A 21,810-nucleotide genomic window follows, 5' to 3' on the forward strand; every position below is an offset into this window, starting at 1 on the left:
CTAACCCCGCTCTCCCCGGTGGCCGCGATCCCGGCGATCGCCACGCCGCCAGGGGCCGCGACCGCGACCTCCGCCGGGGCGGCGCCGCTGCTGGGGCCTGGGGGCGATCAGCGCCTGGTAGTCGGCCTCAGTCACGGGAGCACCCAGGCAGGGACGGGCACCCGTGAGCCCGGCGAGTTCGTCGCTACCCGGGACCACCTCGACCGGTTCGGTCCTGACCCCGGCCTGACCCACGATCCGGCGCATCTGTTTGCGCTGGTGCGGCAGGACGACGCTGACCACAGCCCCCTCTTCACCAGCGCGGGCAGTGCGTCCGGCGCGGTGGAGGTAGTCCTTGTTGGTCTTGGGAGGATCCACCTGGAGCACCAGGGAGATGTCGTCGACGTGGATGCCACGGGCGGCGACGTCGGTGGCGACCAGCACGGGCACCTCGCCGCGTTTGAAGGCCGCGAGGATGCGGGCGCGGGCGCCCTGAGTGAGACCGCCGTGCAACGCCCCGGCCATCACCCCGGCCTCACGCAGCTGCCTCGCGATGCGGTCGGTTCCCATCTGGGTGCGGGCGAAAACCACGGTCCTGCCCTCCCGGTTCGCGATCTCGGCCGTGACCTGGTTCTTGTGGTGCGGGACCACGTGCAGCACGTGATGGGTCATGGTGGTCACCGACGCCTTGCCGGAGTCCACCTCGTGGGTGACCGGATCGGCGAGGTAGCGTCTGACCAGCTCGTCAACCGCGCCGTCGAGAGTGGCGGAGAACAGGAGCCGCTGCCCGTCCGCGGGCACGGCGTCGAGGATGGTGGTGACGGCGGGCAGGAACCCGAGATCGCTCATGTGGTCGGCCTCGTCGAGAACCATCACCTCCACCCGGCTGAGGTCGGCTATCCCCTGTTCCAGGAGGTCGATCAGCCTGCCGGGCGTGGCCACCGCCACGTCCACGCCCCGTTCGAAGGCCTTGATCTGGGGGCCGTAGGCCATGCCGCCCGCCACCAGGTGCAGGCGGAGTCCCATCACGGTGGCCAGCGGGGACAGGTTGTCGGCGATCTGCAGGGCCAGCTCGCGGGTGGGGGTCAGTATCACTGCGCGCGGGGAGCCGGTGGGCTCGTCGACGGCCAGGCGGGTCAGCAGCGGCAACCCGAATGCCAGGGTCTTGCCGGAGCCGGTGCGGCCACGGCCGAGCACGTCGCGGCCAGCGATGGCGTCGGCGATGGTGGCGCGCTGGATCGGGAATGGCTCCGTGATGCCCTGCTGTTTCAGGGCCGCCACCATGGGGGCGGCCACGCCGAGTTCGGCGAAACCGGAGGTCGCGTCGTCATCGGTGACCTCCACCTCGACGGTAGTGGCCTCCCAGCTCATCTGATCCTGTTCGACGGGGTCGAAGTAGCGGGATTCCCGGAAGTGGCCGCGCGCCTTGCCGGACCGGCGATCATAGTGGCCGCGACGCTCGTGGTCGCGGCGACCGTACGGATGTTCCTGATGGTCCCGCCGGGAACCGCGGAAACCCCTCGGGCGGTCATCGCGACGGAAGTCCCGGTCGAAGTCGCGATCCCGGCGCCTCCGTTTCTCTCTGCCCTCGTGGTCGTCGCGGCGACGCTCACCGTCGCGGCCTCGGAAGTCGTCGCGGCGACGCGCGAACCGGTCTCCCCGGTCTCCGCCCCGCTCCCGTGAATCGTCCCGGTCCTCACGCCATCCGTAACGGGAACGGGACCCGCCCCACCGCTGCCCGGACCCGCGGTCATCACGCCAGCCGCGGTCATCACGGCGACCGCGATCCCTGTCGCGGTTTCCCTCGCGACCGAAACCACGGTCCTCGTATCGCGAGCCGCGGTCGTCACGGTCCCGGGCGCGATCGTCCCGGTCGAAACGACCGGAGCGCGCTTCCGGGTTGCGCACCCCGCCCGAGCGGCGGGGTTTGTGTCCGCGGGCGGCGCGCTCGGCGGCGCTCCAGCGTTTCTTGGGGGTGCCGTCCGACTTGAACGACTTGGGTTTCTTCCTGGGCATGGCCACGGCAGGTCCTGTTCACGGTGCTCGTCTCGGGCCCGACGGATGATCCCGCGGGCGGCGGCGCGTCTCGTCACATAAGAAAACATCCGGAACACAAGACGGCCGTTGGCGCACTCGGCGCAAAGCTGACAGCCGGGAATCCGGCGTCGGGGAGCCCGGGGAAAGGTCAGCAGCACCCCCGGGAAAGGCCAGTCAGGCCGACTCGCAACTTTATCCCCTGGGGTCTGGTTTGAGCAATTCGAGCGTCATTCCCGGGGAGCCAGGGACGCGGCCACCCCGGCGAGGATCACCTCCAGTTTCTTCATGAACCAGTCGAAGGGCGGCAGGTTGACCGCCTCGAGCTTGGCCTGGCGGATCTTCTCCCAACCGGGCACGGGGTTATCTTCCGGTTCATCAGGCACCCATTGCCTTTTCATGTCGTCACGTTCGGGGCCGGTTTCGGCCGACAGCCCGTCCATGTGTTCCACCCCGCGGCGGCTGTCCACCACCATGTCGAAGACCAGGTCGCAGGTCAGCAGGGCGTTGCGGGCCGTGAAACCGCATTCCATCAGGAAGGAGCACAGTTCATCGGAGAGCCGCACCATCACGAGGGTGAAAACCCCTCGCGACACCTCGGTAGCCGAACCGGGATGGGCCTCCCAGAAACGCCAGGCGAAGACGGCGTAGTCAGTGAGCACCTGCCGCCACGGCCCCTGCCGAGGGGGCATCTCCACCGACTCCATGGCCAGGCCGAGCCCCAGGCGCACCAGTTCGTCACGGTCGGGTGCGTAGCGGAACAAGGTGCTCTCCCCCACCCCGAGACGTTCCCGCACTGCCGTGAAAGTCAGCTGTGGGAACCCCACCTCGAGCACCGCCCTGGCCACCGTCTCCCTTGTTAGGCGCGGCGGACGGCCACGCCTCGCTCCTTCAGCCATCACGCCTCCTCCTTTACTGCGGTCTCCGAGTTGGGACGGAAGTTTCGGAAGGCGGGATGCGCGAGGACGAACACCGCGACGACTCCCAGGACCACGACGGAAACGATGACGGGCAGCGGCCGCCACCAGCCGTAGAAGAGGGTGCTGAGCGTCGGGGCGAGAACGTAGGTGAGGCCGTTGGTGGCGCCGATCACCCCGGCGAGCCCGCCCTGCTCGTCGTGTTCGACCAGCATGGTGGGTCCGGAGGTGTAGCCGGGCATCGCTATACCGATTCCCAGTCCGATCAGCAGGGCCGATACGAACATCACCCAGAGTTCCGCCTCGGGCAGCATGACCACGAACCCGACGGTGCCGACCGCCGCACCGACGCGCAGCAGCATCGGCGGCGCCCACTTGGTGACGGGCACGACGACGGCCTGGGCGATGATCATGCCGATCCCGATTGCCAGCATCACGACACCGGACAGCTGACCGCCCGCGACCTCATCCAGGTGGAACCTGTCCATGATGATGAAGCTGGCCGTGTTCTGAATGAAACCGAGGGCGGTGAAGGTGCCGAAACCCGCCACCAGGAAGGGCAGAACCCGCTTGTCCATGGGGCTCACCCGGATCGGGCTCTCCACGAGCCGGCTGCCCGCCCCGCCGTGCAGGCAGGCCAGCACGAGTAGCATGGCGATCCCGATCAGCACGGGCACGACGATTATGGGGGTCAGCAGGCCGAATCCGGCCAGGGCTCCACCCACGATCGCCCCGAGGATGCTGGCGATTCCCTGCACCGCACCGACCCCGGCCATTCCCTTGACGCGGGCCGGACCCTCGGGCGTGAACTCGGCTATGTAGGCCTGGGCCGTGGGCGGCACAGCTGCGATAGCGGTCCCGAAACCGATTCCTCGCAGCAGCACGAACAGCAGGAACAAAACGGTGCCCGTGAGCAGCCCCTGCATGCCGGCGGCGGCCAGCCCGGAGAACAGGATCATGGTCACGATGCCGAGCGCCAGGGCCGCCAGGAGCACGGGTTTGAATCCCTTCGATTGGGCTCTTCGCCCCCAGAACCCGGAGGTGAGCACCACCATGACGGCGGCGGCCGAGATGGTCACGCCCAACTGCCATTCGGGCATGCCAAGCCTGCGGGAAAGGGGGGCGATGATCGGGCTGAGGGTCATCTGACCCACGTAAACGATGAGCACGGTCCCGAGCAGCAGAGGGATCTGGGACTTCGACGTCCCCTGTGGTTTGGCTTCGTTGGTTGTCACGAGGTCAACCTACATCATTTTGGAGGCGAACCGCCATAATTTGAGGATCCGCCACGAGCAGGCCGACCAGGACCATGGCGCTCCGCGCTTGCCGGGCCGGACCCGCCCGCATGAAACCATCCCTGGCGCCACCGAGCAGGGTTCCCCGAGCCCCACGGTTTCGACGCAACCGGCTCGTCGACGTTCGCGGGTCGGAACGGCCAGCCTTGACGGGCCCGCGCACCTCGCTTCCTCCCATCGCACCGCGGGATCGCGGGGTTAACTTTCGGTCAGAGTTTGGGTTGGTTTTGGTCAGGGTCTGGATTGACCGTCGGGCTTGAAAATACCGTGTGTTCATCCTTCCTTCCCGGTTGGCAGGAGGTTGATGTGTCCTGGTGGAGGGTTGACGAGCAGACTGCCGGGCAGGTGGTGGCCTCGGCAGCGGCGAGTGCTGGACGGTATGTGACCGCGCAAGGCGATGTGGCCGAGAGCGCGGGGGTTTTGGCGGCTGCGTTGAGCAATTCGGGAATCGTGGCTGCCGCGGTCGAGGGGTGGATGAGCGGTTGTGGTGTTCCCGGTCTGCGTGAGGTGAGGGAACTGACCGGGACCGTCATCAGCTGTGCTGGTGACGCTTTGGGTGTGTACCGCGACGGGGATTTCGTGATGGCCGGGAATGCGCGGGCTGTGGCCTCCTTCGCGGAAGTTCCGGCATGGCTGCCCGGTAGCAGTGGGGAAAGCCCGTATGACCCGGTCCGGTTCGGGAGGCGCTGACATGAGAACCCCTGCTAACACCTTTGGCGTGCGGCATCTGGGATTCGAGGGGGTGTGGTGAGGTGTCGTTGAGTCTTCCCGTGTTGGATGAGGCCGGGCCGGTGCGTGAGGCGACCGGAAGCTTGTTGAATGCGTTTCGTGGCGTGGTGAACACCGCCGATGAGGTCGCGGCGACGTGGAACGGCCTCGGGGTGGCGTATTCGGCCCCTGAGGCGCCGGTTGTGTTGGCCGCCATGGCCAGGCCCGGTGTGTGCGCCCGCACGCTAGCGGGGCATGCCGAGACCGCCTGCGCCGCGTTGATGGTCTATGCCGACCGGCTCGATGAGTTGAAAACGATACGAGAACAACTCGCCGCCGACATCGCCACCCACGAGGCCAAGGCCGCGGCGGTCTCCCAGTGCCCCGTCCAGGGTGATGACGCGACCGCCCAGCAACATCAGCTGAATCTGTTGTGTTCGGAGGCTGTTGCGTTGGAGGGGCGGGTCGCCAGGTTCGTTCAGGCCCTGGAGGATGCGCAGCAGGAGTGCAGCAGCAAAATCCACGCCGTCCAAGGCAACACCGCACATGTTGGTGGGGGTGTTGTGAACCTGGCCGGCGGGGGACCTGGGTTGATCCCGATTGAACCTGATCTCAGAGTTTGGGAGATCGATGAGGCACGCCATGGTCGTCTCCGCTCGGGAGAAATCACGCAGGAGACAGGCGCTAATGGGGAGGCATTGGGACTAGGGGAGCCCGTTGCTGGTGAGTCCGCGGCTATGCCCCGCCCTGAGCCGTGGAAGTACCCTGGCGACAGCGAAGGGGAGGGGTCAGGACCATACGCACAGCGAGGAGCAAACCTAGGCGACTACGCAACACATGAAGCTGCAGCATCCGCCGCAGGATTGATGCAGCCCTTCTGGCCCGATGCGGCGAGAAACCTCATGCACTTCCTCGGCAACTCCGGGAAACCAATCGACATGAACACCAATGGTATGCTCAACGACCTCCCCAAGTTACAAAGCAAAGTCAATTCCGACATAGAGAGCTACGTAGACAAGGCAGTTAAAGACGCAAAAAACTCAGGATACGCAGGGCCAATGACATATCCTTTTGTTACAGAGTGGCAAGATAATTACGCCAAGAAAAACGAGAATGAGAATTGGTTTTATGCTACTGGCGGGTACCAGCACGCGACGGCAGGAACCATTACCGTGTATCCGGATGGCAGTTACACCTACAAGTATCAGGTGCACACCGCCGACCGGTACAATTGGGATGGAAACAAGAAAACTGGAATCGGGCCGCTCACTGTCACCGACAAGCAACTGCAGGAGCTGCACCGCGCTGGGATAGCCCAGGAGTACGATCTCATTGGCGAATCCACTATCAGGACCGGGCCATGACACACTCACCGAGCCGAGCCATACTCACAGCTGCTGCAATCGTCACGCTGCTCAACGCCTGCACACCCACCCCAACTGAACCAGCCAGTCCCACTCCTGAGGAAACCTCCATGTCAACTCAGCAAGAGGGGGCCCCCTACCCCAGCGACCTCGACCATCTCGATGACATCCTCGCCCTCGGGAAAACCGCCCTCCCAGAAGGTGCCACCAACATCACGATCACCCCGGCCACCAAATTCGCCGAATCCTACCCCGGAGGCTGGGGATACGTCATCGCATACCACGCAGACCCGCAACCCATCCGAAACCACATCGACACATACACCAGCCACTCAGGAGACAACATAGAAGACTACCCAGATACCAGGCCACCCTTTGATGTCGAAGACATCGACGTTGCAAATATCCAGCATCCATGGATTACCGGTTTTGGTAAAGTCCAAATCGTTATCGAACGCCCCCTCGGTCGATGCTGGCTCCTCATCCGCGGCGCACCACGCTGAACCCCATACGACGTTCCAGCTTGAGCAGCAAATCACCAAACAAGACCGGACCATGACCCACCTACCGCGTCGGACCATATTCCTAGCTGCGGCCACCGCGATAGTAGCGGGGGTGACCGGCTGTACCGGTATCGAATTCACCCCATGGGGGCAACCCACCCCCACCGGAATGGAGAACGCCCCCTACCCCGCCAACCTAGAACACCTTGACGACATCCTTGCCCTCGGTAAGACCACTCTTCCTGAAGGTGCTAGCAACATTACGGTCTCACCGGCCCTCAAGACCGCCGAGGCCTCGCCCGGAGCCTGGGGATACGTCATCGCCTATTACGCGGAACCGCAACCCATCCGTGACCACCTCAATACACACACCGGAGATTTAGGAGATGGCGTAGATCACTACCCCGAAGCTAGATCTGCTATCCACGTCAAAGACATCGATATGACAAAAATTCAGCACCCATGGATCACCGGCTTTAAAAACGCAGAAATCATCATTGAACGCCCTCTTGGTAGGTGTTGGCTTATCATTCGCGGTGGATTCCGCTAGCCCCCGCTCATGCGTCATGATAAGCACACTCCCATGACACACTCGCCACGACGAACCATAATCGCAGCCGCGACGGCGGCGGTGGTCGTCGCGCTAACTGGTTGTGCCAATCCTTTCCCCGGCATCCAGTTCACACCGGAAGAAACCACCACCCCCACCGGCCAGGCAAACGCCCCCTACCCCGCCGACCTAGACCACCTCGACGACATCCTCGCCCTCGGCAAAACCACCCTCCCGGAAGGCGCCATCAACATCACAATCACCCCGGCCACCAAATTCGCTGAATCCTACCCCGGAGGCTGGGGATACGTCATCGCCTACCACACCCAACCACAACCCATAAGAGACCACATCTACACATACACCAGCCGATCAGGAGATGGTATAGAAAACTACCCGGACACTGAATATCTTGCATATATGAAGGATATTGACTTCACCGCCATTCAACACCCATGGGTAACAGGGTTCGGTAAAGTGCAACTCGTTGTTGAACGCCCCCTCGGTCGCTGCTGGCTCCTCATCCGCGGAGCACCCCGCTAACCCCCATTCAAACGCATGGAGTGGTTCAACCGGTGTCTGCAGTCATTGCTGATCGGGAGCCAGTAGTCCCCAGACCACCTCGGGGAAACGCGACGCCTGCACATCGGGCGGGTACGGTCCGGGGAAACGCGACGCGGTGAGCGCCTGGAGACTGGCAGCCATCAGCCCCGCCCGCCCAGCGGGCAGGCCTGCGGCCAGCAGGGTGCCGCAGGCCCCGGCCAGCACGTCGCCGGAACCTGCCTGCGCCGTCCACGCGGGGCCGGACAGGGCCAGTCGCACGGAACCGTCGGGCGAGGCCACCGGCTGGACCGCCCCCTTGAGGAGCACCGTCGCCTTGAACCGCCCGGCGGCGAGGACCGCGGCGGCCACCGGGTCGGCCTCGATCTCGCCGCGCTCCACCCCAAGGAGCCGGGCCAGCTCACCCGCGTGGGGGGTCAGAAGAGTCTCGGCGGGCAGGTCGGCGGGAAGCAGCCTGAGCGCGTCCGCGTCGATCACCAGCGGCACCCGCCGCTCCAGCGCCTCCCGAAGGCGGGGCCCGGCGTCTACCAGGGCACCCCAGCCCGATCCTGCGACCACGGCCTGGACCTGCCCATCGGCGAGCACGACGCTCGGGAAACGCCCCACCACGAGGTCGCGGGGAGCGGACCCGAGATAACGCACCATCCCGGGACCGGCCCCGAGAGCGCCTGAGATCGCCAGCAACGCGGCCCCCGGATACTGCGGCGACCCGGCGTCGATTCCGACCACGCCGCGCGTGTACTTGTGGCTTTCCGCCCCCGGGACCGGCCACCAGGCCGCGATCTCCCCGGCGGTCACGACACCGGTCACGCCTCGCACACCACCGTCGCGGTGGCGAACCCGCCGTCGTGGGAGACGCTGAGGTGGATTCGGGTGACGCCCAGTTCCGCCACCCGTTCGGCCACGGTTCCGGTCACCACAAACGAGGGCGCCCCGGCCTCGGACCTGACCACCTCCACGTCCAGCCAGCTCATGCCGCCGGGACTGCCGAGCGCCTTGGCGAGAGCCTCCTTCGCCGCGAACCGTGCGGCCTGCGACTGCACGGGAAGCGCCCGCTCCCCAGACGTCAGGATGCGCTCGGCGATCCCGGGGCGACGCCTCAGCATCGCCTCGAACCGTTCGATGACGCACAGGTCCGTGCCGATGCCGACGATCATGGCCCCGCCCCGGGTTACTCCACCGTCACCGACTTGGCCAGGTTGCGGGGCTGGTCGACGTCGTGGCCGCGGAGGGTGGCGACCTCGCAGGCGAACAGCTGCAGCGGCACGATGGCGGGCAGCGGCTGCAGCAGCGTGGAGACGTGCGGCAGCTCGATGAAGTGGTCGGCGTGGGCGCGGGCGTCGGCGTCGTTGGCCTCCGCCAGCACGATGGTGCGGGCACCCCGGGCGCGCACCTCAGCGATGTTGGAGATCACCTTGTCGCGCAGCTGGTCGCGGCTGTGCGGGGGCACCACCACGAACATCGGCAGGCCCTCACTGATCAGGGCGATCGGGCCGTGTTTCAACTCACCGGCGGCGAAGCCCTCGGCGTGGATGTAGGCCAATTCCTTGAGTTTCAGGGCGCCCTCGAGGGCAACGGGGTAGCCGACGTGGCGTCCCAGGAACAGGATCGAGGGCTCGTCCTTCAGTTCGGCCGCCAGGTTGAGGACGTTCTCCTGCGCGTCCAGGAGCTTCTGCAGCTCCTCGGGCATCCGCTCCAGCTCCTCCAGCACCCCGCCGATCTCGTCGGCGTACTTCGTTCCCCGCACCTGCGCCAGATAGAGGCCGAGGAGGTAACAGGCGATGAGCTGGGTGGTGAAACCCTTGGTGGAGGCCACCCCGATCTCTGGTCCGGCATGGGTGTAGATGACCGCGTCGGACTCGCGCGGAATGGTCGCACCGTTGGTGTTGCAGATCGCGACCACCTTGGCGTGCTGCTCGCGGGCGTGCCGGATCGCCATGAGGGTGTCGGCGGTCTCCCCAGACTGGGAGATGGTCACCACCAGGGTCGTGGGGTCGATGATGGGGTCGCGGTAGCGGAACTCGCTGGCCAGTTCCACCTCGCAGGGGATGCGGGTCCAGTGCTCGATTGCGTACTTCGCCACCAGGCCCGCATAGAAGGCGGTGCCGCAGGCCACGATGACGATCTTGTTGATGCTCCTCAGCTCCTCGGGGCTGATGCGGATCTCGTCGAGGACGATCTCGCCGAGCTCGTTGGTGCGTCCGAGCAGGGTGTCGGCCACCGCGCGGGGCTGCTCGAAGATCTCCTTGCGCATGAACCAGTCGTAGCCCTGCTTCTGGGCGGCACTGAGGTCCCAGTCGACGTGGAAGCCGCGGGTGTCGGCGGGGGTGCCGTCGAAGTTCGTGACGACCACGCCGTCGCGGGTCAGCTCGACGATCTGGTCCTGCCCCAACTCCACGGCGTCGCGGGTGTGTTCGATGAAGGCGGCGACATCAGAGGCGAGGAAGTACTCGCCGTCACCGATGCCCACCACCAACGGGGAGTTGCGGCGTGCCGCGACGATCCGGTCCGGGTCAGCGGCATCAACCGCCACCAGCGTGAACGCGCCTTCCAGGCGGGTCACGACCGCGCGCATGGCGGAAACCAGGTCGGCCCCGGCCGCGACCTCACGGGACAGCAGATGGACCGCCACCTCGGAGTCTGTCTCGGAGGCGAACTCGACATCCAGCTCCTCCCCCAGGGCCGCGTGGTTCTCGATGATGCCGTTGTGCACGATGGCGATCCGGCCCGCGACGTGAGGGTGGGAGTTCGCGTCGGTGGGCGCCCCGTGGGTGGCCCAACGGGTGTGACCGATGGCCGTTCCCGACTCCGGCAGCGGGTCGGCCTCGATGGCGGCCGCCAGGTTCGCGATCTTGCCCGCCTTCTTGCGGATGTAGAGTTCACCGTCGGCTACGACAGCGATGCCCGCCGAGTCGTAGCCGCGGTATTCGAGCCGACGAAGTCCGTCGATGACAATCTGCCGCCCGTCGCGGCTTCCGAGGTATCCAACGATTCCACACACGTTGGGAAACTGTACATCAAAACTGCGCGTTTCTTGACCTTCACCTTCGACTCAGGTCATCAGCGCTATCGTGAACCCTTGATCGCCGTTTGGAACTTCCGGTCCCCGCAACGGTTTGAAACGGTCATCCCCTGGCTCCGGAGCCCCTTGGGGCGGCATCCCCAGCCTCTATGCTTCCCGCATGGACTTCTTCAATGCCTACACCCAGGGCTTCGCCCGGGTGGCGGCCGCGACGCTGCCCGTCGCCGATTTCGCCCCGGACACCAACGCGGAACGCACCCTCGAGGTGATGCGCGAGGCACACGACCGAGGAGTGGCCGTGGTGGCCTTCCCCGAGCTGGGGATCAGCGGCTACGCCATCGACGACCTGCTGCTGAACGATTCGCTGCTGGACGCCGTCCACGAGGCCGTGGCCCGGCTGTGCCGGGAGAGCACGGGACTCCGGCCGCTGTTCGCCGTCGGAGCCCCCGTGGTGCTGGGCAACCGGCTCTACAACTGCGCCGTGGTGATCCACCGCGGCGAGGTGCGGGGCATCGTCCCGAAGTCCTACCTCCCCAACTACCGGGAGTTCTACGAGAAACGTCACTTCGCCCCGGGCACGAACGACCTGCCGCCCACCGTCGACATCCCCGGCTGGGGGGAGCTGATCCCGGTGGGAAACGACCTGATCTTCGCCGCCTCCGACGTCGCGGATCTCAGGGTTCACGTCGAGATCTGCGAGGACATGTGGGTTCCGGTGCCACCCAGCCACCTCGCCGCCCTGGCCGGGGCGACGGTGCTGCTGAACCTGTCGGCCTCCCCCATCACCATCGCGAAGGCGGCCGACCGGCGGGCACTGGCGGCCTCCACGTCGAGTCGCTGCCTGGCCGCCCACGTCTACGCGGCGGCGATGTTCGGGGAGTCCACCACGGACCTGTCGTGGGACGGGCAGACGATCATCCACGAACTCGGTTCCCTCCTAGCGGAGGGCGAACGCTTCCCCGACTCGGCGCGGCTCACGGCAGCCGACGTCGACCTGGAACGCATCCGTCAGGAAAGGCTGCGCCAGGGATCCTTCGACGACAACCTCCGAGGCCTGGACGCTCCCCTGCGGCACGACGTGATCGAGTTCAGCCTCGTCCCCCCGGCGGGGGATCTCGGCCTGGAACGTCCCGTGGACCGCTTCCCGTTCGTCCCCAACGACCCCGACCGCCTGGAGCAGGACTGCTACGAGGGCTACAACATCCAGGTATCGGGCCTGGAGCGGCGCATGCTGGCCATCGGCGGCGGCGACCCGGCCCGCGCGCCGCGCCTGTGCATCGGGGTATCGGGGGGCCTGGACTCCACTCACGCGCTGATCGTCGCCGCCAAGGCCTGCGACCGCCTGGGCCTGCCCCGCACCCACGTGCTGGCCTGGACCATGCCGGGGTTCGCGACGACCGAACACACCCGCAGCAACGCCCAGGCTCTCTCGGAGGCCCTCGGGGTGAGTTTCGCCACCGTCGACATCCGCCCGATGGCGGAACAGATGCTGCAGGATCTCGGTCATCCGTACTCGGACGGCGAGGAAACCTACGACATCACCTTCGAGAACGTCCAGGCGGGCATCCGCTACGACTTTCTGTTCCGAGCCGCGAACCATCACGGCGGAATCGTCGTTGGCACCGGTGACCTGTCGGAGTTGGCGCTCGGCTGGTGCACCTTCGGGGTCGGCGACCACATGAGCCACTACAACGTGAACGCCGGGGTCCCGAAGACCCTGATCCAGCACCTGATCCGCTGGGTGGTCTCCTCCGGGCAGTTCGACGACGAGGTGAACCGGGTGCTGGTGTCGGTGTTGGACACCGAGATCACCCCGGAGCTGATCCCCACGAAACCGGGCGAGGTCCCGCAGTCCACCCAGGCGACGATCGGCCCCTACGAGTTGCAGGACTTCACCCTGTACCACCTGCTGCGCCACGGCCTGCGTCCTCGGAGGATCGCGTTCCTGGCCCATCACGCCTGGCGCGACGCGACCGCAGGCCACTGGCCGGCAGGGCTTCCCGAGGAGGAGCGTCACTCCTACGACCTGGCGGCGATCCGTCACTGGCTGGAGGTTTTCGTGCGGCGTTTCACCACGAACCAGTTCAAGCGCAGCACCCTCCCGAACGGCCCGAAGGTGGTTCCTGGCGGTTCCCTGTCGCCGCGCGGCGACTGGCGGATGCCCTCCGATGTCGGGCCGCGTCTCTGGCTCGACGAGATCGCCCGCGACGTCCCGCCGGCCTGACCCCTTGGTCCGGCCAACTTGGCGACGCCCTGCTAGCATTTTGGGCGACTCGGCCCATCCCGATGGAGTGAAGAAGTGTCCCGACCCTACGTGGTGTTGCGACGAGGTGCCTGGGCCTCGCTGGCGAACAACACCGAGATCGATCTCGACGAAGCCACTCTCGAGCGGCTGCGTGGTCTAGGCGACCCGACCTCCGCCGAGGACGTGGCCGAGATCTACCGTCCCCTGACGCAGCTGCTGCATCTCTACATCGCCAATGCGGGCCGGCTGCGTGAGGAATCGAACCGGTTCCTGAACTTGAAGGTGCGCCGCACGCCGTTCGTGATCGGGGTCGCCGGTTCCGTGGCGGTCGGGAAGTCGACGACGGCGCGCCTGCTGCGGGAGCTGCTGCGGCGCGCCCCGGGGAACCCGAAGGTGGACCTGATCACCACCGACGGTTTCCTGCTGCCGTCGGCGGAGTTGGAGAAACGGGGCCTGATGGACCGCAAGGGATTCCCCGAGTCCTACGACCGCCGGGCGCTGCTGCAGTTCGTGATCGACGTGAAGTCCGGGGAGCCCCGCGTGACGGCCCCCGTCTACAGCCACATCATCTATGACATCGTCCCGGACGAACAGACGGTGATAGAGAGCCCTGACATCCTGATAGTCGAGGGCCTCAACGTGCTGCAGCCCGCCCGCGCGGACACGCACGGCCGTTCGGGCGCCACCGTGAGTGACTTCTTCGACTTCTCGGTGTACGTGGACGCCGACGAAGCCAACATCAAACGATGGTTCCTGGAACGTTTCATGGTGCTGCGGGACACCGCCTTCCACGACCCCCAGAGCTTTTTCAAACGTTTCACCCAGCTGAGCCGCGCGGAGGCGCTGCAGTTCGGCAGCCACATCTGGAACACCATCAACGGACCGAACCTGCGCGAGAACATCGAAACCACCCGGGACCGGGCCACCGCGATTCTCCGCAAGGGCCCGGATCACCGGGTGCAGACCATAGCGATCCGGAAGGTGTGATGCTCGCCGCTCAGATGGCGAGACGTTTCTTGACGAGGGCCGCCAGTCGTTCGGCCACCTCGCGGGCCTGGGTATCGGTCGGGGCCTCGACCATGACCCGCACCACCGGTTCGGTGCCGGAGGGCCGCAACAGGACGCGGCCCGACTTGCCGAGTTCATGACTGGCGTCGGCGACGGCCGCGGTGATCTCGTTGTCGATCCCGGCACGGAGCTTGTCGACGCCACGGACATTGATGATCACCTGGGGAAGTTTCGTCATCACCGATGCCAGTTCCTTCAGGGATTTGCCGGTGGTCGCGACCCGCTTGGCCAGGTGCAGGCCGGTCAGGACACCGTCACCGGTGGTCGCGAACTCGTTCATGATCACGTGCCCGGACTGCTCCCCTCCGAGGGAGAAGCCGTTGGCGCTCATCGACTCCAGCACGTAGCGGTCACCGACCTTGGTCTGGTCGATGCGGATGTCGTGTTCGGCGAGTGCCAGTTTCAACCCGAGGTTGCTCATCACGGTGACGACGACGGTGTTGGAGGCCAGCCGGTGATCCTCCTGCAAGGCCAGGGCGAGGATCGCGAGGATCTGGTCGCCGTCGATGAGGTTGCCCTCGTGGTCCACCGCGAGACACCTGTCGGCGTCACCGTCGAAGGCCAGGCCGAGATCCGCCGACGACGAGAGCACCGCCTTCTGAAGGTCCCCGGGATGGGTGGAACCACAGCCCGCGTTGATGTTGATGCCGTCCGGGGACGCGTGGATGGCGGTCACCGATGCCCCAGCCGCTTCGAAGGCAGCGACGGCGGTTTCGTAGGAGGCGCCGTTCGCGCAGTCGAGGACGATGGTCAGTCCGGACAGGGGTTTGTCGGCCCGCAGCGACTTCACCAGGTGGGAGAGGTAGGACTCGACGGCCTGGTGCTGGTCGATGATTCGCCCCACCTTGTCGCCGACGGGCCGCTGCCACTCCTCCCCCATCCGCTGTTCGATGGCGTCCTCCAGGGAGTCGTCGAGTTTGACGCCGCCGCGGGCGAAGAACTTGATGCCGTTGTCGGGCATGTCGTTGTGGGATGCGGAGATCATCACCCCGAGGTCGGTACGGTACTCGCCCACCAGGTAGGCAGCCGCCGGGGTGGGAACCACCCCGACGCGCAGCACGTCTACGCCGGCGCTGGCCAGCCCTGCGCAGACAGCGGCCTCCAGGAACTCGCCGGAGGCACGGGGGTCGCGGGCCACCAGCGCGGTCGGTTGGCGTCGCCCGAACACCCCGGCCTCGCCGAGGATGTGGGCGGCCGCAACCGACAGGTTGAGGGCCAGTTCAGCGGTCAGTTCCTGATTCGCGACGCCGCGCACGCCGTCGGTTCCGAAGAGTCGAGCCATGCAGGCAAGCTTAGGCCCTGTTGCGGGAGTCATGCCCGGCTGCGGTGCACCGGACCGGGCGCAGCGAAAACGCCCCCACGAATCGCGGGGGCGTTCCGGTGCAGATCCGGGATGGGATCAGCGCTTGGAGTACTGCGGGGCCTTACGGGCCTTCTTGAGGCCAGCCTTCTTGCGTTCCTTGACGCGGGCGTCGCGGGTCAGCATCCCGGCCTTCTTCAGGGCGGGGCGGCTGGCCTCGGTGTCGATTTCGTTGAGCGCCCGGGCGATGCCGAGACGCAGCGCACCGGCCTGCCCGGTGACGCCACCACCATCGATACGGGCGATGACGTCGTAGGAGCCCGTGACACCCGCCGCCGCGAACGGGTCGGAAACCAGCTGCTGGTGGACCTTGTTCGGGAAGTAGTCCTCAAGGGTGCGGCCGTTGATGGCCCACTGCCCGGAACCCGGGACGATGCGCACGCGGGCCACGGCCTCCTTGCGGCGGCCGGTGGCGGCCCCCGGTGCGATGATGGCGGCCCGGCTGGTCTCGCTGGCGGCAGTCCCGGGGTTGGAATCGGAACGGTAGGCGATCTCGCGGTCCTGCTCGTCGACGAACGGCTTGATCTCGTCGGCGGTCTCCTCGACCGCGGTGGTGGTCTCAGTCATCGAACTTCCTAGGCTCACTGGGCAATCTGGGTGATCTCGAAGGGCTGCGGCTTCTGCGCGGCATGCGGGTGCTCCGGTCCGGGATACACCTTGAGCTTGCCGATGAGCCGGCGGCTCAGCTTGTTCTTGGGCAGCATGCCCCAGACGGCGCGTTCCACGGCCTTGCGGGGATTCTTCTCCAGCAGCTCGCCGATGGAGACGGCCTTGAGGCCACCGGGACGGCCGGAGTGGGAGTAGCGCATGTCGTCGGTGCGCTTGTTGCCCGTGAGGGCGATCTTGGAAGCGTTGACCACGATCACGAAGTCGCCACCGTCGATGTGCGGAGCGTAGGTCGGCTTGTGCTTGCCGCGCAGCAGCGTGGCGACCTGGGAGGCCAGACGACCGAGGATGACGTCTTCAGCATCGATCACATGCCAGTTCCGGGCGATCTCGCCAGGCTTTGGGGTGTACGTTGACACAGCAACTTCCATTCGTTATCAAACACTTGAGAGGTCGCACACGCGCAGCCGCCCGACCCACGGGTCGACGGCACGGCGCGCAACAGCGCCCCAGTTTAGGTCGGCAAGGCCGGTGTGGTCAAAACATCATCCCGACCGCCCCGTCCGTCGAGTCGAACCGCGAGCGGCCGCTCCCACCCGGCTCTGGTCCCAGCACCGTGTTCCAGAGGTTTCGGCTGCCGGGCGCAGCACCCAACCTGATTCTTTGCGGCATTCACGCTGCGGCAAACTCTCCGCTGCTTCCTCAGAACTCACGACCCGTTCGTGGCACGTGCTATGAACGTGCTGGAGATCCTCCTGCTGCAAGACTGGATTCCTGAAAGGCGGCTTTCCATGGTGCAGTGCCTCAGCACGACCGACCTCGTCGGTGTCATCTACTCCTCGGGGAAGGTGTTCGACGGCCTCGGAACCGGCCGGGTGGACACCGAGAACTTCCTGCGCTCCGGCTCCACCGACGGCGTCACCTCACGCTCCGATCTCGCTCTTCTGTTGGACCTCAGGGATGTTGCGCAGTTCATCATCGATCACAGAGCCCTCCCCATTGATGCCTCCTTCGTACGGCAGGTCAACGCCCAGCTCACCCGCAGCGCCGCGATCAACCCCGGCAGGCTCCGCACCGCCGAGCAGCGGATCGGAGTCAGGACCCGCCACGGCAGACACCTTCCCGAGGCCCTGACCGAGAAGGACCTGCAGCGGCTGGTCGATGCCGCGATCACCCCGGTGCAGCCGGTGGAGAGCGCCTTGAACCTGTTCCTCGTCCTCGCCAAGGCGCAGCCCTTCGAGGACGGCAACAAACGCACCGCCCTGTTCGTCGCAAACGCACATCTCATCGCAGGCGGCACCGGGCAGATCCTGACTGTCCCCTTCGACGAGCACGACCCCTCTGTGGCGGACCGGTTCAACGACCTGCTCGCCCGGGCCTACGTGTTCGACGAACACGACGCCGTCCGCGACATGCTCCGCACCCAGGGGCTCACCGAGCGCCCTCAGGCGTGACGACGCTCGAAATCCAGCAGGGCCTGCTTGACCTCCAGACCGAAGGCGTAGCCGCCGAGACCCCCATCGCCGCGGATCACCCGGTGACAAGGAACCACGACCGCCACCCGGTTGCGGGCGCAGGCGCCGGCCGCGGCACGCGCGGCGGCGGGACGCCCGGCCATGGCCGCCAGCTCCGAATAGGAAACGGTGCGTCCCGGCGGGATCCTCCGCATCGCATCCCGGACCGCGGTGTGGAACTCGCCGCCGGGCTGGGTCACCGGGATTTCGTCCAGCGCCGGGAGGTCGCCATCGGCGTAGGCGCGCAGCGCGCAAAGGATCGGGTGGTTCCCGGGCGCCGCGGGCAGCCCCTGGGGTGAAACGCCGTGACGGCAGCTGATCAATTCGTCGTCCTCGATGATGATCGTCCAGTCCCCTCCGGGCAGGGCGAGGATGGCTTCGTGTTTCACAGGTAGCTCTCCTTTGTCCACAGGTGCATGACGGCGCGCGAGCGCCAGGGCCGCCAGGCCTCCGCTCTCGCGAGCACCTCACGGGAGGTCGCGAGACCGAGGGCGCGTTGGAGCACCAGGTCCCCGGAAGGGCAGGCGTCCGGGTCACCCAGTCCGCGCATGGCGATGAACTCGGTGGTCCATGCCCCGATTCCCCGGATTCCCAACAACCTGCTGCGAGTCTCGCCCCGGTCGGTCCATGGATCAACGCGGAGCCCGCCCGCCAGTTCGATCGCCAGGGCGTGCAGCGTCGCGGCCTTGGAACGGGTCAGTCTCAATGACTCCCGAAGCCCATTCTCCCCTACCTCGGCCACCGCCGCGGGCTCGGGCGGCAGCCGCCACTGCTCCCCCAGTCCCGGCGCGGGCCTGCCGTGTGACGTTATGAAACGTTCCTGCACGGTGCGGGCGGCGGCGAGCGAGATCTGCTGGCCCAGCACGGTGAAGAAGGCGAACTCCGCCCCGTCAACCACCCCGGGGACCCGCAATCCGGGCCTTTCCGCCACCAGCTGGGCCAGCTGCGGATCGCAGCCCAGCAGAGCATCGGCGGTGGCGGTGTCGGCGTCCAGGGCCAGCCAGCGACGCACCGCGCCAAGGGTGGGGGCCAGGGCGCCGAGCGCAGGCAGATCCAGCTCCACCCTGCCCATCACGTCGGTTCGCGCGAGCGCCGCACCCGCCGGGGTGTCCACCAGGCGCGTCAACGCCCCGGACTCGAACTTCTCCACCCCCGGTACCGAGTGTGCCGCGAGCGCTGCCCGCATGGCGGTGGCCGCCTGCATCCCCGGGGCGGGTAGCCGCACCGTCAGCCGGATCCGCCCGCTCCCACCGCGCGCAGTTTCGGGTTCGGAGTGGCGTCGCAGCCCTCTGGGGCTGGTGCCGAACTCGGCGCGCATGACGTCGTTGAACTGGCGGATGCTCCCGAAACCCGCCGCGAGGGCTATCTCACCCAGCTTCCAATCGGTGTGGTCCATGAGCATCCGGGCGGTGTGGGCCCTGCGGGTCCGGTTGACCTGGTGAATCGTGGCCCCCACTTCTTCCCGGAAGATCCGGTTCAGCTGCCGCACACCGACACCGAGTCGTTCGCTCAGCCCTGCCAAACCGAGATCGTCAACCACCCCGTCACGGATGGCCTGCACGACGCGACCGACCAGATCCTCCCGCCGGCTCCAGCCCATCTCGCCGGGGAGGCGATCGGGCCGGCATCTCCTGCACGCCCTGAAACCGGCGGCAACCGCGGCGGCCGCACTAACGAAGAATCGACAGTTCTCGCGGCGGGGCAGCCGGGCGGGGCAGGAGGGACGGCAGTAGATGCCCGTCGAGGTCACGGCCAGCACGAAGTGTCCGTCCCAGGCGTGTTCGCGTCCCGCACACGCCTCGTAGCAGGAGTCCTCGTCGAGGGGAAGCGTGTTCATGCAACACAAGTCTGCTGGATTCCCGATCAGTTTTTCTGGCGGGATCAAGACATCTCGGTGCCTTTCCCAAGACCCAACCTTGATGCGTCCCGACAAGGCACTAGTGTTCTTGTTATGGCCTCAAAGTCGAGTACTCACGTAGCAATCAGTTCTCCCGAGCAAATCCGTAATGTCATCCTCGTTGGTGCCAGCGGGTCGGGAAAGACCACCCTCTTCGAACACCTCCTGCGCGCCAGGGTGGAGGGCTATCGCGGTGAGAAGGACACCCCCGAGCGAGCGGCCTCCCTCACCCTGGCCTCCATCCCCGCCAGGGACGTGCAGATCAACCTCCTGGACGCCCCCGGTCACCCCGAGTACGTCGGGGAGCTGCGCGCCGGGTTGCGGGCAGCCGACGCGGCGGTGTTCGTTATCCCCGCCGGCGAGGAGATCCAGCCGGCCACCATAGCGTTGTGGGAGGAGTGCCAGAAGGCAGGCCTGCCCCGCATCATCGCCATCACGAAACTGGACCAGGGCCGCGCCGATTTTCTCGCCATGGTCGAGGTCTGCCGCGACGCCTTCGGTGAAGGTGTCGTCGCGGCGCTGCTGCCGATCCGCGAGGGCGACCGCTCCACCGGCAACATCTCCCTGCTGAACAAACGAATCCACGACTACTCCTCCGGCACCCGTGTATCCCGCGACGCCAACGAGGAGGAGAACGCCTACATCGACGAGCAGCGCGCCCCGTTGCTGGAGGCGATCATCACCGAGCTCCAGGACGAGGACCTGATGGAGCGCTACCTCGAGGGCGAGGAGATCGCCGTAGCCGAGGTTTACGAGGTGCTGAACAAGGCGATCATCAGCGCCCGGTTCTTCCCGGTCCTACCCGCCCACACCACCAGCGACGTCGGCACCGAGGAGTTGCTGCGCTGGATCGAGAAGGGTTTCCCCGCCGCCAACACCACCACCGTCCCCGACATCGTCACCCTCGACGGCGAAACCCTGCCGCACGCCACTTGCGACCCGGACGGCCCGCTGGTGGCGCAGGTGATCCGCACCACCAGCGACCAGTATTCGGGTCGCCTGTCGCTGGTGCGGGTGTTCTCCGGAACCCTGCGTACCGACGACGCCATCCACGTCTCCGGAAGGCGTGAGCTGTTCGGAGAAACCGAGGACCCGTCCCATCCCGATCACGACGAGAGCGACAAGGCGGGTCAGCTCTCAGCTCCGATCGGCCTGGAGCTGGTGGGCAAGGACAAGGCCATCGCGGGCGAGATCGTCTACGTGGCGCGCCTGTCCAAGGCCGAGACCGGGGATTCCCTGTCCGCCCCGGAGCGCCCGGGCGCGATCCGGCCCTGGCGGGTTCCGCAGGCGCTGCTGCCCGTCGCCATCGAAGCCGACACCCGGGGCGACGAGGACAAGCTCGGCGGGGCGCTGCAACGGCTGGCCGTCGAGGACGTCACCGTCCGCCTGGAACGTCACCCCGAAACCGACCAGCAACTGCTGTGGACTATGGGTCAGGCACACAAGGAGTTGCTGCTGGCGCGGCTGAGGCAGCGCTACGGCCTGAACATCCACGAGGTGCCCGTGAAGGTACCGCTGCGGGAAACCTTCACCGCCCCCGCGAAAGCCCAGGGACGCCACGTGAAACAGTCGGGTGGCCACGGCCAGTACGCGGTCTGCGAGATCGAGATCACTCCCCTCGAACGCGGTGCGGGATACGAGTTCATCGACAAGGTGGTGGGCGGCGCCGTGCCACGCCAGTTCATCGGGTCGGTGGACAAGGGAATCCAGTCCCAGATGGCCAAGGGCACCCTGTTCGGCTTCCCGATGGTGGACTTCGCCGTCACCCTCTACGACGGCAAGGCCCACTCCGTCGACTCCTCCGACATGGCCTTCCAAACCGCGGGCGCCTTGGCGCTGCGCGAGGCCGCGACGGAGAACAACATCGGTGTGCTGGAACCGGTCGACCGGGTGCGAATCACCGTCGGGGAGGCCTTCCTGGGACCGGTCCTGACGGACCTGGCGGGTCGCCGCGGGCAGGTGCTCGGCAGCGACGCCGACACCGAGCACCACGCCATCATCGACGCGCTGGTGCCGCAGCTGGAGCTGATCAACTACCCCATCGACCTGCGCGGCCTGGCTCAGGGCACGGGCAGCTTCACCCGGGAGTTCAACAGCTATGAGTTGATGCCCCGGGAACTCTGGCCGAAGAAATAACGCAGGGCAGGAAGGACGATCAACCGCCGCTGGCAGTCCCAGCGGCGGTTG

At 66.6% G+C, this 21,810-nt stretch carries 20 protein-coding genes; 9 read left to right on the top strand and 11 right to left on the bottom strand.

Translation table 11 applies throughout. The annotated features are described in order from the left end of the window. The 3 genes from EL272_RS15955 to EL272_RS10380 form a co-directional block, all read right to left on the bottom strand. The gene (locus EL272_RS15955; protein WP_061788376.1) at positions 1-1,350 is read right to left on the bottom strand and encodes a DEAD/DEAH box helicase; all 1,350 of its coding nucleotides are present in this window, start codon (positions 1,348-1,350) and stop codon (positions 1-3) included. 893 nt (positions 1,351-2,243) lie between these two features. Then, positions 2,244-2,912 carry a TetR/AcrR family transcriptional regulator gene (locus EL272_RS10375; RefSeq protein ID WP_073970132.1) on the bottom strand — a complete coding sequence of 223 codons (669 nt, stop codon included), beginning with the start codon at positions 2,910-2,912 and terminating at the stop codon, positions 2,244-2,246. After that, positions 2,912-4,165 (bottom strand): MFS transporter, encoded by a 1,254-nt coding sequence (locus EL272_RS10380; RefSeq protein ID WP_061788361.1) that lies wholly within the window; start codon positions 4,163-4,165, stop codon positions 2,912-2,914. The genes EL272_RS10375 and EL272_RS10380 overlap by 1 nt, the downstream gene beginning before the upstream one ends. A gap of 366 nt (positions 4,166-4,531) precedes the next feature. Here EL272_RS10380 and EL272_RS10385 point away from each other — a divergent pair, with 366 nt between their 5' ends. The 5 genes from EL272_RS10385 to EL272_RS10405 all read left to right on the top strand — a co-directional run bounded on the left by EL272_RS10385 (position 4,532) and on the right by EL272_RS10405 (position 7,893). Further along, the gene (locus tag EL272_RS10385) at positions 4,532-4,915 is read left to right on the top strand and encodes a DUF6507 family protein (protein ID WP_061788362.1); all 384 of its coding nucleotides are present in this window, start codon (positions 4,532-4,534) and stop codon (positions 4,913-4,915) included. 80 nt (positions 4,916-4,995) lie between these two features. Further along, the gene (locus EL272_RS10390) at positions 4,996-6,297 is read left to right on the top strand and encodes a hypothetical protein (protein WP_061788363.1); all 1,302 of its coding nucleotides are present in this window, start codon (positions 4,996-4,998) and stop codon (positions 6,295-6,297) included. Positions 6,298-6,407: 110 nt separating this feature from the next. Beyond that, positions 6,408-6,800 (top strand): hypothetical protein, encoded by a 393-nt coding sequence (locus EL272_RS10395; RefSeq protein WP_061788364.1) that lies wholly within the window; start codon positions 6,408-6,410, stop codon positions 6,798-6,800. A gap of 112 nt (positions 6,801-6,912) precedes the next feature. Next, positions 6,913-7,350, top strand: coding sequence for a hypothetical protein (locus tag EL272_RS10400; RefSeq protein WP_244926069.1), 438 nt, complete (start codon positions 6,913-6,915; stop codon positions 7,348-7,350). Positions 7,351-7,359: 9 nt separating this feature from the next. After that, positions 7,360-7,893, top strand: coding sequence for a hypothetical protein (locus EL272_RS10405; protein WP_234028374.1), 534 nt, complete (start codon positions 7,360-7,362; stop codon positions 7,891-7,893). Between the two features lie 42 nt (positions 7,894-7,935). On the opposite strand, the gene EL272_RS10410 is transcribed toward EL272_RS10405, so the two are convergent. The 3 genes from EL272_RS10410 to glmS are packed head-to-tail and all read right to left on the bottom strand — an operon-like array spanning position 7,936 to position 10,912. Then, positions 7,936-8,721 (bottom strand): ADP-dependent NAD(P)H-hydrate dehydratase, encoded by a 786-nt coding sequence (locus tag EL272_RS10410; protein WP_061788365.1) that lies wholly within the window; start codon positions 8,719-8,721, stop codon positions 7,936-7,938. Then, the gene (locus EL272_RS10415) at positions 8,718-9,068 is read right to left on the bottom strand and encodes a holo-ACP synthase (protein WP_014847158.1); all 351 of its coding nucleotides are present in this window, start codon (positions 9,066-9,068) and stop codon (positions 8,718-8,720) included. The genes EL272_RS10410 and EL272_RS10415 overlap by 4 nt, the downstream gene beginning before the upstream one ends. Before the next feature lie 14 nt (positions 9,069-9,082). Beyond that, positions 9,083-10,912 carry a glutamine--fructose-6-phosphate transaminase (isomerizing) gene (gene glmS, locus EL272_RS10420; RefSeq protein ID WP_014847159.1) on the bottom strand — a complete coding sequence of 610 codons (1,830 nt, stop codon included), beginning with the start codon at positions 10,910-10,912 and terminating at the stop codon, positions 9,083-9,085. Between the two features lie 181 nt (positions 10,913-11,093). Here glmS and EL272_RS10425 point away from each other — a divergent pair, with 181 nt between their 5' ends. Together EL272_RS10425 and coaA are read left to right on the top strand one after the other, a co-directional pair. After that, a complete protein-coding gene (locus tag EL272_RS10425; RefSeq protein ID WP_061788366.1) occupies positions 11,094-13,157 on the top strand; it encodes an NAD(+) synthase in 2,064 nt (687 codons plus the stop codon). Positions 13,158-13,232: 75 nt separating this feature from the next. Then, positions 13,233-14,165 (top strand): type I pantothenate kinase, encoded by a 933-nt coding sequence (coaA, locus tag EL272_RS10430; protein WP_014847161.1) that lies wholly within the window; start codon positions 13,233-13,235, stop codon positions 14,163-14,165. A 10-nt stretch (positions 14,166-14,175) separates the two neighbouring features. Here coaA and glmM read toward each other — a convergent pair whose 3' ends face one another. The 3 genes from glmM to rplM form a co-directional block, all read right to left on the bottom strand. Beyond that, positions 14,176-15,528 (bottom strand): phosphoglucosamine mutase, encoded by a 1,353-nt coding sequence (gene glmM, locus EL272_RS10435; RefSeq protein WP_014847162.1) that lies wholly within the window; start codon positions 15,526-15,528, stop codon positions 14,176-14,178. A 117-nt stretch (positions 15,529-15,645) separates the two neighbouring features. Then, the gene (gene rpsI / locus EL272_RS10440; protein ID WP_014847163.1) at positions 15,646-16,173 is read right to left on the bottom strand and encodes a 30S ribosomal protein S9; all 528 of its coding nucleotides are present in this window, start codon (positions 16,171-16,173) and stop codon (positions 15,646-15,648) included. A 14-nt stretch (positions 16,174-16,187) separates the two neighbouring features. After that, positions 16,188-16,631, bottom strand: a complete 444-nt coding sequence (rplM, locus tag EL272_RS10445; protein ID WP_041696563.1) for a 50S ribosomal protein L13 — start codon at positions 16,629-16,631, stop codon at positions 16,188-16,190. A 303-nt stretch (positions 16,632-16,934) separates the two neighbouring features. Here rplM and EL272_RS10450 point away from each other — a divergent pair, with 303 nt between their 5' ends. Beyond that, the gene (locus tag EL272_RS10450; protein ID WP_244926070.1) at positions 16,935-17,666 is read left to right on the top strand and encodes a Fic family protein; all 732 of its coding nucleotides are present in this window, start codon (positions 16,935-16,937) and stop codon (positions 17,664-17,666) included. On the opposite strand, the gene EL272_RS15765 is transcribed toward EL272_RS10450, so the two are convergent. Together EL272_RS15765 and EL272_RS10460 are read right to left on the bottom strand one after the other, a co-directional pair. Continuing rightward, positions 17,657-18,115 (bottom strand): methylated-DNA--[protein]-cysteine S-methyltransferase, encoded by a 459-nt coding sequence (locus tag EL272_RS15765; RefSeq protein ID WP_061788367.1) that lies wholly within the window; start codon positions 18,113-18,115, stop codon positions 17,657-17,659. The genes EL272_RS10450 and EL272_RS15765 overlap by 10 nt on opposite strands. Then, positions 18,112-19,563: a DNA-3-methyladenine glycosylase 2 family protein gene (locus EL272_RS10460; RefSeq protein WP_061788368.1), complete on the bottom strand. Its 1,452-nt coding sequence runs from the start codon at positions 19,561-19,563 to the stop codon at positions 18,112-18,114. The genes EL272_RS15765 and EL272_RS10460 overlap by 4 nt, the downstream gene beginning before the upstream one ends. Positions 19,564-19,677: 114 nt before the next feature. Between EL272_RS10460 and EL272_RS10465 the strand changes: the two genes are divergently transcribed. Continuing rightward, the gene (locus EL272_RS10465; RefSeq protein WP_014847168.1) at positions 19,678-21,759 is read left to right on the top strand and encodes an elongation factor G-like protein EF-G2; all 2,082 of its coding nucleotides are present in this window, start codon (positions 19,678-19,680) and stop codon (positions 21,757-21,759) included. The last annotated feature ends 51 nt before the right edge of the window (positions 21,760-21,810 follow it).

The organism is Arachnia propionica (genome assembly GCF_900637725.1).
Taxonomy (GTDB): domain Bacteria; phylum Actinomycetota; class Actinomycetes; order Propionibacteriales; family Propionibacteriaceae; genus Arachnia; species Arachnia propionica.

Coding starts and splice junctions, on each gene's coding strand:
- EL272_RS10375 (WP_073970132.1), bottom strand. CDS start 2,912: ATGGCTGAAGGAGCGAGGCGTGGCCGTCCGCCGCGCCTAACAAGGGAG.
- EL272_RS10465 (WP_014847168.1), top strand. CDS start 19,678: ATGGCCTCAAAGTCGAGTACTCACGTAGCAATCAGTTCTCCCGAGCAA.
- rpsI (WP_014847163.1), bottom strand. CDS start 16,173: ATGACTGAGACCACCACCGCGGTCGAGGAGACCGCCGACGAGATCAAG.
- EL272_RS10460 (WP_061788368.1), bottom strand. CDS start 19,563: ATGAACACGCTTCCCCTCGACGAGGACTCCTGCTACGAGGCGTGTGCG.
- EL272_RS10405 (WP_234028374.1), top strand. CDS start 7,360: ATGCGTCATGATAAGCACACTCCCATGACACACTCGCCACGACGAACC.
- EL272_RS10415 (WP_014847158.1), bottom strand. CDS start 9,068: ATGATCGTCGGCATCGGCACGGACCTGTGCGTCATCGAACGGTTCGAG.
- EL272_RS10395 (WP_061788364.1), top strand. CDS start 6,408: ATGTCAACTCAGCAAGAGGGGGCCCCCTACCCCAGCGACCTCGACCAT.
- EL272_RS15955 (WP_061788376.1), bottom strand. CDS start 1,350: ATGAGCTGGGAGGCCACTACCGTCGAGGTGGAGGTCACCGATGACGAC.
- glmM (WP_014847162.1), bottom strand. CDS start 15,528: ATGGCTCGACTCTTCGGAACCGACGGCGTGCGCGGCGTCGCGAATCAG.
- EL272_RS10425 (WP_061788366.1), top strand. CDS start 11,094: ATGGACTTCTTCAATGCCTACACCCAGGGCTTCGCCCGGGTGGCGGCC.